The sequence below is a fragment of the Clostridium magnum DSM 2767 genome, from assembly GCF_001623875.1.
GTDB classification, from domain to species: Bacteria; Bacillota; Clostridia; order Clostridiales; family Clostridiaceae; genus Clostridium_AM; species Clostridium_AM magnum.
Window position 1 is genome coordinate 276,650 of sequence record NZ_LWAE01000006.1, and the last position, 13,301, is coordinate 289,950.

7 protein-coding genes are annotated in these 13,301 nt (G+C 32.9%); 3 read left to right on the forward strand and 4 right to left on the reverse strand.

All coding sequences use genetic code 11. The features are described from left to right. Positions 1-79 precede the first annotated feature (79 nt). The 3 genes from CLMAG_RS22255 to CLMAG_RS22265 all read right to left on the reverse strand — a co-directional run bounded on the left by CLMAG_RS22255 (position 80) and on the right by CLMAG_RS22265 (position 2,835). Complete coding sequence (locus tag CLMAG_RS22255; protein WP_066627708.1) at positions 80-340, reverse strand: spore coat protein; 261 nt, start codon at positions 338-340, stop codon at positions 80-82. 99 nt (positions 341-439) lie between these two features. Further along, a complete protein-coding gene (locus tag CLMAG_RS22260; RefSeq protein WP_066627711.1) occupies positions 440-640 on the reverse strand; it encodes a hypothetical protein in 201 nt (66 codons plus the stop codon). A gap of 164 nt (positions 641-804) precedes the next feature. Continuing rightward, positions 805-2,835 (reverse strand): cell wall-binding repeat-containing protein, encoded by a 2,031-nt coding sequence (locus CLMAG_RS22265; RefSeq protein WP_066627714.1) that lies wholly within the window; start codon positions 2,833-2,835, stop codon positions 805-807. A 342-nt stretch (positions 2,836-3,177) separates the two neighbouring features. Between CLMAG_RS22265 and CLMAG_RS22270 the strand changes: the two genes are divergently transcribed. Together CLMAG_RS22270 and CLMAG_RS22275 are read left to right on the forward strand one after the other, a co-directional pair. Next, entirely contained in the window at positions 3,178-4,233 is a 1,056-nt protein-coding gene (locus tag CLMAG_RS22270; protein WP_066627717.1) for a cell wall-binding repeat-containing protein, read from the forward strand. Positions 4,234-4,771: 538 nt separating this feature from the next. Further along, positions 4,772-8,419 carry a cell wall-binding repeat-containing protein gene (locus CLMAG_RS22275; RefSeq protein ID WP_066627720.1) on the forward strand — a complete coding sequence of 1,216 codons (3,648 nt, stop codon included), beginning with the start codon at positions 4,772-4,774 and terminating at the stop codon, positions 8,417-8,419. Positions 8,420-8,726: 307 nt separating this feature from the next. On the opposite strand, the gene CLMAG_RS22280 is transcribed toward CLMAG_RS22275, so the two are convergent. Continuing rightward, positions 8,727-12,053 carry a cell wall-binding repeat-containing protein gene (locus CLMAG_RS22280; RefSeq protein ID WP_066627723.1) on the reverse strand — a complete coding sequence of 1,109 codons (3,327 nt, stop codon included), beginning with the start codon at positions 12,051-12,053 and terminating at the stop codon, positions 8,727-8,729. A 173-nt stretch (positions 12,054-12,226) separates the two neighbouring features. Between CLMAG_RS22280 and CLMAG_RS22285 the strand changes: the two genes are divergently transcribed. Further along, positions 12,227-13,204, forward strand: a complete 978-nt coding sequence (locus CLMAG_RS22285; protein ID WP_066627726.1) for a hypothetical protein — start codon at positions 12,227-12,229, stop codon at positions 13,202-13,204. The last annotated feature ends 97 nt before the right edge of the window (positions 13,205-13,301 follow it).

The window sequence follows — 13,301 nt, forward strand, 5'->3', positions numbered from 1 at the left end:
CCTCCTTGATAACTGAATTATTCATCGAATAAGAGCAAAGCTGTTGAAAAAATCAACAGCTTGTTAAAAGTATAATATGCTATTTTAATTCGCCCATCATTTGGTTGGCTTGATTTTTTAACTGGTTAACATCACTATCAGGAGCATCTTTTGTAGCATACCAGCCCTTTTGTTTCATAGTATCGAATATTTTATACTGAATATCTTGAGCGCTTTTAAAATTGTTAACTAATGTACTTCTAAGATTTTGACAGGATGATTCAGTTATTCCTGTACTGTAAGATGATATAACTTGTTTTTCACTAGTAAGTAAATCTTGCATTAAGTCTTTTTCTTGCATTATGCAATCCCTCCAATTAATTTAAAATTTCTGTGTCATAATCAGTGACTCCGGCACTCCTTTTCTTAAAGGAGTATTTAGATCCGTTCAGTTTTTACTTTACTGATGTGAGTCAAGATAAGATTTAAGAGAATTAAAGTTTTGTTTATGAACCTGGCAAGCCTGATTACATAAATCCTTTAATTGAGTATCATTGCACATTCCAGCATATTCACTATATTTTTTGTTCATTAATGCTTCGTGGCTTAGTTGATCTTGAATAACCTTTAAATTATTAGCTTCTATTTGTTTGTTTTCCATAAAATAAACCTCCCTGTGTTCCTTTTATTACAACGATATTATTGGTTTTATTTAGAATAAATATGCGTGGGAAATTAAGGTAAACAAAACAAGGTACTAGGAATCTACTGATTTTTGTCTAACAAGAAAAAATCCATAGATACCTGGTACCTTGTTTGCTGTCGCTACTGAAGCCGCATACTAGCAGTATTAATTCTAGAAATGAGATAGTTGGTCACCGTTCTATCACCACCAAAGATATTAAGTGTAACCTTATTGTTTCCGGTAAGATAATTTATTGTTCTAGCAGAAGTAACGTATGAATTATCTGATACTAAAACTAATGGAGCCCCATTATTAAAGGCTGCAGCGGCACTTCCGCTTAAGGAATCAGGGAAGTTTTCACCAACTGCTACGTATACACTTTTGAAATCACTTTGATAAAAGTAATTATTTATCTTTTCAGAGGTATCATATCTAGTTTGTCCACCTAGTCTTACGATTTTACTATCACTTAATGAGGTGATTTCTGAAATTCGGTTTTTTACATTTTCAGAAATTGCCCCTGTTTCACCTATTATATAGACTTTAGAAGGCATAATATCTTTAATATAGTCTTCAACCTCTTTATTTAAACTGTCTTTAGAAGTTAATAATATAGGCATTTGACTGGACCCAGCTTTAGAGGAAATACTTAAAGCGTCTGCAAAGCTAGAATCATTTGCTATAACAACCGGTGTTCCCTTTGTTAAATTTAACTTCTTTGCAATATTAACGCTGGTTTCATTTCTGTTCATGCCACCAATTCTTACTATATTAGTTCCTATATATCCCCTTTGGGTAAGATACTCCACATAGGAGCTGCTGACAGCACCTTGTCCTCCTAATATATAGATATTTCCGTCTTTTTTTAGATTTTGCAGGATATACTGAAGAACAGCCTGACTTCCGCTATCCTCTGGGTTATTGTCTACAAGAAGCAAAGGTGCATTGAGTCTTCTAGCTAAAGTAACTCCAGATAAACCATCAGGGAAATTATTACCGCTGGCAATTACTACATTTTTCATGTCGTAACCTTTAAAGTTATTCTCTGCTATTATCCTTGAAGTTTCATATCTAGTTGCTCCACCAAACCTATTAACTGCTGTTATTTTATATGGAACGCTACTTGAGTTAGTTGTAAAACTAAAGGGAACAACTGAAGGACTGCTCCAGTAACCATTATTGTTTTTAGTCTCCAAAATAAAATAGTAGTTATCCTCAGGAAGATCTTTAAAACTTATTGTAACTTCTGTAGAATTAGAACCTTGAGAGAATTCTTTTACCAATACTCCAGAGGTACTGGAACTGTTAACTAGAGATCCTCTATAAACTCTAATTCTATAGGCAGTTTGATATCCACTATTATTTGTAGAATTAAAATACCACTTGAAGCTTACTTGATTATCAGCTTTATCAATAGCTTGTCTATATACAGGACTTACTATTGTAGGCTGAGCTGAATTGCTTTCAATAAAATCACTACCTATATATTTATATCTATATGGTTTGTAGTTGTTAATTATATTGTCTTTTGATCTATAATACTCCTTTACCTTTTGTCCTGTACCATCATTATTTTCTATAGTAGCTTCTAAAGTTACAGCTCCAATTATATTTCCAAGATCATCATAAACCCAAGACTGAAAGAAAGCCGCACTGCCGCCTTTTAATAAAAGTATATCCATATTAGTTAACTGGTCAAAGGATATAGGTGTTAAGTATTGTAATAAGGTATTTGTAGTAAGCTTGATTCCTGAAATCTTCAAAGTGCTCTGAATAAAGCTTGCAGCATCTATACCTGCAGTCTCTCCTTTGTAGCCGCCTTCAAAACGGATATTACCTGCAGTAGCGCCTTTCTTTATAGCATCAAAGAAATTACTCCACTGTATATTGGAGGTTGTATCAAATCCATCAGAACCACCATAGTTATATGGAATTCCTGTTTCTAGTGAATTAGCTTTATCCTTTAAATAAGGTGGCAATTCAATATAGCTCTGTGTATTTCCATTCAAGCTTTTATCATAGTACCACGTACTGTAAGCCATTTTCAGTGCTCTATCCTGAGCTTCCTGACGAGAAATATAAGGGGAAGCTGCTTGAGTGGTATAGGTTAAAGAATTTGCCACTAGAATAAGGGCTAGGAAAAATACAATAAACTTGTTTCTATCGTTCACTCAAAAACCTCCTCAATAATTTTTCCTTCAATAATAAGTTATCATAAATAAGCTATCATAAAATATTATATTTTAAGCATATAGGTACTTCAATGCAGAAATCATGGGAAAGTTACCAAAGGATAATTACAAATAGGTTAATTATTATAGAAATTTCTGTTCAACCTCTAAATATGGGGTAAAGGAAGTACGATACTAATAGTGCTGGAAATATATATGAAAGGAAATATGTACTACAGTAAAAGCAATATAATAAAGATGTAAAAAAATTTAATATGGTATATAATAATAACATATTATTTGTTAAAATAAAAAATAACATTTGAATAGGGGGATTGTGGAATGATCAGAAGAAGAACCTTTCTAAGTTCTGTATTAACAGCCTTAGTTTTATCTACAGTTTTAAGCACAGCAAATGTACAAGCTGCTACAGTAAATAGAGTTGATGGCGGCGCAGGTGGAAGAATAGGAACGGCAAATAAAGTTGCAACAGATCTATTTGGAACTGCAACAAATGTAGTTCTTGTAAATGGTTATGGATATGCAGATGCAGTAAGTGCTACACCACTGGCAAAACAGCTTAATGCACCAATACTTCTTACAGGAGGAAAAATTTTAGAACCAGAAGTAGCAGCAACAATACAAAGTCTTGGAGCTTCTAAAGTATATATAGTTGGAGGATCAGGAGTTGTATCTTCTACAGTAGAAAATATGCTAAAAGAAAAATATACTGTAGAGCGTATAACTGGAACAACTGATTCAACAAGAATGGGAACTAATGCAGAGGTAGCTAAAAAGGTTTTAAGCCTTAGTGGTCAGAAAACAGCAGTGCTTGTAAATGGACAAGATGGATATGCAGATGCTTTATCTGTAGCTTCTATTGCAGCTCAAAAAGGATATCCTGTTTTGTTTGGAAGTTCTAAAACTGTAGCACCTGTAGTTACTGATGTTGTAACTCAAAATGGTTTATCAGTTCTAGCAGTAGGGGGAGAAGGTGTTTTACCTCAATCAGTAGCAAGCATAGTAGGTGGAACAAAGATAACTCAAGCTGCAGATAGCAAAAATAGATTCTCAACAAATCTAGCAGTTCTAAAATACTTTAACAATAACGGCGGATTAGATTTTACTAATATATATGTAGCAGCTGGCGGAGCGGCTCCTGATCAGTTTGCTGATGCACTAGTAGCTTCTGCTGCAGCAGCGAAAACAGGATCACCATTAGTTCTAAGTGGAACTGGTGCAGATGAAAGTCAAGTATTAGCAGCTCAAGATTATATACTAGCAAATGCATCAGATACTTCAAAGATAAGTATAATCGGAGGTACTGCATCTGTATCAGATACTATAAAGACTAACCTACAAGTGTCAGATACACTTGAAATAATAGGTATTGAATAATTTAACCTAACTAACTTATAGAAAAATATCCTAGATACTTCAATTAGAGTTATCTAGGATATTTTTTGTGCATTTTTGAAGGAATTTTTAGTATTATGTAGAATAATACAGGTTATGAACCTAAATTTTCATATAATAATTTAATATAAGTTTTAATCCTTAAACTGGAATAATTACAGCTATAGAAAAAAAGGAAATAGTGTTGTATAATAGTAACACGGGTTAAATAGTCTAAAATATTAATAAATTATTAAATAATGCAAACTATAGAAATTATAGTTTTCTTATGATATAATTAGGAGTGAATTTTGGAATTGTTGGCTAATAGAAGGTTTATATGAAAAAAACATATGAATTACATAAAATTAGTAGAAACGGCAATCCAAATATGCTATAATTAAACCTGTTTCAAAAAATATGGACCAAGCCATAAGTTTTTACTAAAAGAGCTTGGGCATATTTCAATAAAGTATATATTAAATATATATATTTAAAAGAAAATAATTTTAATTCACTTAATCGAGGAGGGTATTACAATATGAGTAAAAAAGGTACAAGAGCACTTGCTAGTGCTACACTTATGTCCTTAGTTTTAACTACAGCTCTAGCAGCTGGCCCAGTTAAAGCAGCACAAGGATCAGTTACAAGAATCGGTGCCGCTGACAGATATGCTACAGCAGCACAAGTTGCTACTCAAAATTGGAAAGATGGAGCTAAAGATGTAGTTCTAGTTTCAGGTGAAGGTTATGCAGACGCAGTAAGTGCATCAGCATTAGCTAAGCAATTAGACGCACCAATACTTTTAACTACAGCTGGTTCATTAAACGCTGATGCTAAAGCTGCATTAACAGCATTAAAACCAACAAATGTATATGTTGTAGGTGGAAATGCTTCAGTAAGCGCATCAGTAAGAAGCGATCTTAAAGCTAACTACACTTTAGTAGAGCTTCAAGGAGCAAACAGATATGAAACTAACGTAGCAGTTGCTAAGAAATTAGTAGACCTTGGCGTTAAAGCTGACAATGTTCTATTAGTTGGTGGAGAAGGATTCTCTGATGCTTTATCAGTAGCTCCAGTAGCAGCAGCTAAAGGACAAATATTATTATTAGGAAATAACAATGCAGATTCAATGAAATCTGTTATAGACTTCGTAAAAGCTAACAGCTCAAAAGTTACAGTTGTTGGAACAAGCAACGTTATAAGCGATGCTATATACAATGCTGTAGGAGCTGTTGACAGAGTAAACGGCGGAGCTAGCAGATTTGATACTAACATAAATGTTTTAAATAAATTTGCTGCAGATTTAAAAGCAGACAAGTTATTCATTGCTAATGCAAGCGGAAACGGTTATGCAGATGCTCTAGTAGCTTCAGCTTTAGCTGGAAAATCAGCTGCACCATTAGTATTAGTTGATGCTGAAGGTACAAGCGCAACAACTGCTGCTTTAAACTATATCAAAGCTAAAGCAACTAAGACTACTGACTTAAATGTTGTTGGTGGAACTGGTGTTGTTTCAGAAGCTACAGTTAAAGCTATAAATGAAATCTTCAACCCAACTACTCCAGGAACAAATACTGGTGATGCTACAGTTGCTTCAGTAACTGCTACTAACCTAAACCAAATTAAGGTAGTATTTAATAGTGATGTTGATGAAGATTCAGCTGAATTAGTTTCAAACTATAAGGTTGATGGAACAGCATTAAGTACTAGTAATGCTGCTGCAACATTGGCAGATGATAACAGAACTTTAACAATTAATTTACAAGATGTAAAACAACAAAACAAGTCCTACGATGTTGAAGTTAAAGATGGTGTTTTAACTTCTGACAAAACTGAGACTGTAGCTAAATATGGTACAACTGTAACATTCTCAGATGTAACAGCACCAACAGTATCATCAGTAAGTGTAAAAGGAAACAGTAAGCTTACAGTGAACTTCTCAGAACCTATTAGAATGACTGGTAGCTATAATGCTACAACTGGAGATTTTGAAGCTGATAGCTCATTTACTACAAAGTTTAAGGTAAATGGTCAAAACATATCAGGTTTTGGTCTTAGCAAAGCAGTTGCTAAGCATGAAATATCTACAACTACAACTACAACAGGATCTATTACAGTATGGGCTGATGGTGTAGACTTCTACTTCTCATCAAAACTTCCAAGTGGAAGCAATACTTTAAAAGTATCTGATGGAACTACAACAGGTAACGCTGTATTAAGTGATGCTGCAAACTTCATAATAGCAGAAAACACTCAAAACTTTAATGTTGATTCTGTAACTACAAATCCAGTAGTAAAAGAAGTTAAAGCTGATGCAGATGGAACTATGTGGGTAAGATTCGATAGACCAATGGATAAGACTACTGCTACAAAAGTTGGTAACTACGGATTAAATACAAGTGGTAGCAATACTGGAAATATGCCTGCAAATGATGGAGAATTAAAAGAAGATGATTGCACTGTTAAGTTTAAGGGTGTATCCTTTGCTACAGGAGCTAATACTTTATATATAAGTAATTCTATTAAAGATGCTTATGGAAATAAAGTTGCTGATGATACAAAAGTAAGCTTTGACAATGCTAAAGATGAAGTGAAGCCAACAGTAACAAAAGTAACTATGATAGATAGTTCAACTATCCGTATAACATTTAGTAAGGATATTGACAAGAATTATGCTACTAAAATAAGTAACTACACATTAAAAGATAACACTGGTTCAGACTTAGAAAGCAGCATTGCTTATATTAGACCAGCTAACTCAAGTTATACTGACGATTTACCAGCTACTGTTGCTTTAATGAGCAATGATAATGTTTGGGATATTAAAATGAAATCTGGTGACTCTAATAAGTTAACAGGTAGCAAATACACACTTACAATCAAAAACTTAGTAGATACAACATCAAATATAAATCGTATGGATGATTATACAGTTACTCTAACAGGTAATGATGATGTGGCACCAAAGATAGCAGCAGTAAGTTCTTCAGATTCAAGACCTGCTGTAATTTCAAAGGTTGATACTGATCACCATAAAGTTGTTGTATTCTTCACTGAAGAAATGGACACAGATACATTAAATAATATAGATAACTATAAATATCAAAATGGATCAGGAGATACTAATAGCTTACCAAGTGCAACAAAGATTACAGCTAGTAATGATGGTAAGAGCGTTACATTAGAATTCCCATCAAATTACTATGTGCCATACGCAGGTACTAACAGTGCTGGAGTAGCATACACAGGTATAGATGGTGATAACCAAGTAGCTGAAATTCTTTTATCAGGTGTAAAAGATATATCAGGAAACGTAATAGATTCATTTGCTAATAGTGGAACAGTTCTAAGTGTAAGTAGTTCAAGTACTGCAGCTTATAAATCTGATACTTATAGAATTGAAGCTGATGGAGATGATTTATTAGTTAAATTCCAATTAGACAAGTCAATAGATACCGATTCATTAGACAGAAGTCAGTTTAAAGTTGCTGGAGAAAATCCTGATAGCGTATATGTTGATGGTTCAAATATAGTATTAAGATACAGCAAAGATATCCCTGGTACTACAACTACAGGTACTGCATTTACACTTGGTTTTGCTGATTATATTAATAATCCTGCATACGCTGCAAAGAAGGCATCAAGCACTAACACTAACTTAACTAAAATAGAAGCTATAAAAGCTCAAGGATCAGCTGCAGATCTTGAAATAGTTACTGGTACAAAAGCACTTCAAGACATTGCTGGTGCAACAATTGCTCCAAGAACTTTAGCTACAGTAGCATATGATTATTTAGCAGCACCAAAAACTAATTCAGATTACTGGTATGCAAAAACTTCATATGTTGATGGAACTACAACAGGTTCTGCAGTAGTGTTAACATTTGACAATGCTATAGATCCTCATAGTGGAGTTAAAACTGATGACTTTACATTTACTATAGGTGGAGAATCAGTAAAAGCTGATCTTGTACAAATCAAAGATAATGCATTAGTATTTGTATTCACTGGTACTAAAGCTACTAAGTTTACAGCAAGTACATCAACAGCTACTTACAATGTGGGAGTTGCTTTAAAGAATACTTCAATTGATGTAGAAGCTCTTGTTGATGATAATGAAAACTATGCTAAGTACGTTCCATCAACTGATGATAGTACTAAGACAAGACAAGTTAAGATTTACTAATCTATATTCAGATAGAATAGTAAGTTAAAAAATAAAGGGGATAACCATACGGTTATCCTCCCCATTTCAATGATTATCCAATAAAAATTCATCATCTATAAATAGTCATTTCATACTCTTTCAGAGAATTTATATAGAATTATATAGCTTCGCTATATAATATGATGTTTATTAAAAAATATCATGGGGATTTTCACCTATGATATTTTTTATAATTTTTTTAACTTTACTCACATTTAATAATTAAAGAAAAAGAATGAAAATAGGCTTCTTGTAAGCCTATTTTCATTCTTTTTAAAATTCATCTTTAGCGGACTACTATTGTTTTGCCGTTTATATCATCTAATGTAGGGCTATAAATTTCATAGTCTCCAACATGGTCTTTATCCCTAATATTAATAAGTGATGTATCACTATTAGCATGTACGCTTATGTTATCGCCAAGCTTCATAGTACCGTTGTCAAAATTAAATATAACATTTTGATTGCTAACTGTTACGTATGAAACTTTAAGCTTTTGACCTGTGGTTTCATTTGTAAAAATAAAGTCATCATTATAGGATGATTTTATTGTATCATCTATATATTGATCAAAGGTTATGGTTACTGTATTATAACCTCCTCCAGAACTATGAGCTATCCATGAATCCTGGTGAGTTATAGGCGGTAAAAGTACCACATCTGAGGAAGAACCTAACTTGCGACCAGCTGCATCTACGGATTTAGTGTTAGATATACTAAGCGTTGTACTAGTTCCCTCTGATTGGATAGAAGTGATTTTTTCATTGTCGTTAACACCAGCTCTATAAGTAAGAATTACATCATTACTGTCTGTAATAGCACTATCTGGAGTTTCTCCAGCCACTTTAAAATCACTTAGGTTTAAAATATCTAATGGAGAAGTTAGAGAAAATCTAACTTTTATATCATTACCAGAATAATACAATCTTGCTGTGTTATCAATAAGCTTTGGACCATTATAATAGTCGGTGCTTATTTCACCACTATAAGACATATTTGTCATTATTCTTCCATCTTTATCTTTGATATTTTGAACTCCTAATTTTATAACATACCTATCGTCGCTTCCTGTTCTGATTTTGCAGCTTGTTGGGAAATCTATAATAGCATATCTGCCATCTATTCCTGCTGAAACTGTAGCAGTTCTAGGAAGCCTTTGAGTGTTACCACTGCCGTCTTGATAAAAATAATTTGATGTATCAGTTATTGATGACTCATCCATAGATCTATTAAAGAAAACAACTACTTCTTGCTCATCATTTGTGCTTTTAACTATTGAGGTGACATCAGGCAACTGCTTATCTAAGCCAGTAACTACACCAGTATAAGTATCCATTACATTAGGGTTGGTTCCAGTATCAAGGATATTACTAACAGTTAATGTGTATTTATAACCTTTTAAGGCATCTGCGTCTTTAAATGTGATGTCGTATATATTATTGTTGCCTCCGTTAGAATCATATACCTTATTAATACTGCTAATTCTATAAGAAATATCTTTTCCATCTGAATCAGATATTTTATAGTTTGCCTTATTTGTTGCGTAATAATCCTGTACATCCTTATTGAACTTAATACGCAAAGTCTTACCATCACGAACGGAAGCGCTTGTAATTTGAGGCTTAAGTGAATCGTCTCCATAAATAAAATCCAGGGAACTAGTTTTTATACTATTACCATAAGTATCTGTAATATTATTATTAATTTCAAGATGATTTGACCCATCTTTAAGTATATAATCTAGACGTTTTATTTTAACTATACAGTCATTTGAACCTTCAACAAAACTAATATTTGAACTACTAACAGATACTACACTACCATTTAATTTATAGTTACTGCACTGAAGTGCTGTTTGACGATCCATAGATCTATCATAAGTAATAAAAATAGTTTTTGCATTGTCAGTAGTTACATTCGTAACTTTTGGAACCCCAGATATAGAGTTAATAGTGAAATTATTAGAAGACCCTAATATGGGGAATCCTGCAGCATTATCAAATTTTTTGCCTAGATCTCCATTTGGCATAGTAAATACATTGCTACCAACTGGAAGTGATGAGTCGAAATAAAGCTCTACCTTATCAGACCAATCTCCAGATTTATTATCAAATACAGTTTGAGCTGAATTTAACCCATAATTTGCGATACTTTGCCTGTTGATTTTCATTGATGATAAGTTAGAGATAGTCATTCTTATTGGCTCAGAAAACTTAAGAACTAATTTATTACCTCCTACTGGGGTTATTGATTCTAATGAAGGAGCTGATATATCAGAAAAAGTAATTTTTTGTTCATACTTTGATATAGTATTTTTAAGACTTAAATCAAGTATGGAGTTCTTAACCATAAAATTTACAGTCTTATACTGCTGGAATGGATGCGCAAAAGTAATAAGCACTGTCTTTCCATCCTCTTGAAGATTAGCTGATGATTCAGTTTCTGAATTCGAACCTAAAGAAGAACCTTCGATTGAGTAGTTTTGTATTTGCTCTGCAGAACTTTCATCTACGGGAGTATTAAATTCGACTTTTATTTGATTGAGTCCATTAGTGCTTACGGACTTGACAGTAGGACTATAGTTATTTTCAACAGAACTTGATATAGATGAATTTATTCTTGAAACAATAGTATCAGAAATAACGCCTGTTTCACCTATGGCACTTAAATCAGTTGAACTGCTTATTTTTCCTTTAATATAATCTATAGCCTTACTTGTAGAATCAGAGGTTTCATCATCTACTAATACTAATGGAGTGCTCCACTTTCCAGCTAAGGATGAAGCTATTAGGGCATCTGTATATCTTCCACCACTTGCGTTTGCAATAAATAACTTGTCAGTTTTTAAGTCATCTTTAAATTCATTTAATACGTTTATATTTGTTTCAAATCTATTAGCCCCGCCGTTTATTCTTTTAACAGCTCCTAAAGCTTTGTAAATATCATCTTTTATAGCATTATTTGTTCCTACAACTGTAACATTTGAATTATTGGTCTTCACAAAATCAAGTACTGGTTCCATTGAACTAGTACTATTGTTTCCTAATAAAAGAATTTGGCCTTTTGCTGCAGCTACAGGAGTAGCAGATAATACATCGGCAAAGCCGTCTCCACTAACCAACATAACACTATCTGCACTTACACCAAGTTTAACTAGTTGGTTTGCTACAGCGATGTTAGTTTCATACCTATTTTTCCCGCTTAATTCTATTAAATTATAGTTTTCATTCTTTAGATTAGTTCTTACTGATTGAGATATTGAAGCATTTCCGCCTATAATATATATGTTTTGTGGCTTTAATGTATCTAACGCAGCCCTAGCATTTGCATGGAGTGATTCAGTTGTAGTTAAAAGTATTGGTGCATTCAATTGTTTTGCTAGCACTGTTGCACTAACTGCATCTGCATATCCTTCGCCACACACTAATACTACATCTGTAGCGCTAGTCCAATTTGCAGTAGCAACTTTAGCTGCAGTTTCATAGCAATCCGCTCCTCCTATTGAAGTAACTTGTCCAGCTGCAGCTTTTGTAGGAGCTGCTTGTAGTGAAGCTGTCAGCACTAATGATAAAATAAATGCCCTTTTCATAGATTTTGTATAGTTTATTTGCATTTAATCGATACCCTCCTATCTTCCTCTATAAGGTAATATAAGAATATTATACTACATAAATAATAAAACAACTATTTAAAATGTTAACAAAGTACTTGTATTATTTGCATGGTATAGCAATATTATGATAAAATCTAATAAGAATAAGATTTGTTATTTTAGGAGGGGTAATTTTGTTGAAAAAAATTATGATTTATGCTCTTATGTTTGTTCTTTTTCTCTCAGGTACATTTTTTCCAGCAAAAGCAAAAGAAGAGAGTAGATTCATGGTTGGAAATGTTGAAAATGCAGCCCTTGGTTCATATGTGACTTTAGCAGGAATGACTTGGAGATTAATTGGTGATAACTATATCATACTTAACCAACCATTAAATTCAATGGTATATGGCAAAAATAATTATGTGGATTATGCTAGCTCAGATATAAGGAACTATTTAAATAATGATTTTCTCAATAATTTTGGCTCCGCTAAAAGACTTATTTCTATCGGTTATTGGGGAATAGGAACGGAAGCTTTTGAATATAATTCAACTGTAAATGATAAAATATCATTACCATGTTATAGTGATTCAGAAGTCATAAAAAAAGTATTTGGTAAAAGTGCTCATAATATATGGACTAGAACAAAAGTTGACAGAAGAAATTATAGCTTTTGGTCTTTAAATCTTCAAGGAGGTTCTATAATACAGCAACATTATAGTGATAAATCTGATGTATATCCTGTTTTAACTATTGCACCTAACGTAGGGGTTACTGGAAAGGGAACTGAAAAGAATCCCTATGTTATAAGTGAGTTGCCTGGACAAGATGAAAAAACTAGGGTAGTAGGAGTAAAGTTAGATTATAGTAACATTAATATAAAAGTGGGGCAAAGCCATAACTTAATACCATTATTTATCTATGGTGATGAAAATTTAAAACAGATAGTAAATCCAGACAAGTATTTATATGATAAGTCATTAAGTGGTAGAATTACTGCACCTGAGTATGAAGTTATAGTTACAGGAGATAAAATAAAGTATTCTTCTTCCAATACTGATGTGGCAGAGGTAACTAAAATGGGATATGTAGTGGCAAAGAAAGCTGGAGTTTCTGTTATTACTGTTAAAGGATTGGGATGGACTGCAATAGGGATAGTTACGGTTAAATAATTACGATACTATATAATAAGGTTGAGGATAGTGTTCAATCCATAACCTTATTTTTATATACTAAATCAATATATAGAGTTATATAACAATAGTTCAT

Bases quoted from the DNA above. Each gene is read 5' to 3' on its own strand.
- CLMAG_RS22255 (WP_066627708.1), bottom strand. From the start codon at position 340: ATGCAAGAAAAAGACTTAATGCAAGATTTACTTACTAGTGAAAAACAA.
- CLMAG_RS22270 (WP_066627717.1), top strand. From the start codon at position 3,178: ATGATCAGAAGAAGAACCTTTCTAAGTTCTGTATTAACAGCCTTAGTT.
- CLMAG_RS22275 (WP_066627720.1), top strand. From the start codon at position 4,772: ATGAGTAAAAAAGGTACAAGAGCACTTGCTAGTGCTACACTTATGTCC.
- CLMAG_RS22280 (WP_066627723.1), bottom strand. From the start codon at position 12,053: ATGCAAATAAACTATACAAAATCTATGAAAAGGGCATTTATTTTATCA.
- CLMAG_RS22260 (WP_066627711.1), bottom strand. From the start codon at position 640: ATGGAAAACAAACAAATAGAAGCTAATAATTTAAAGGTTATTCAAGAT.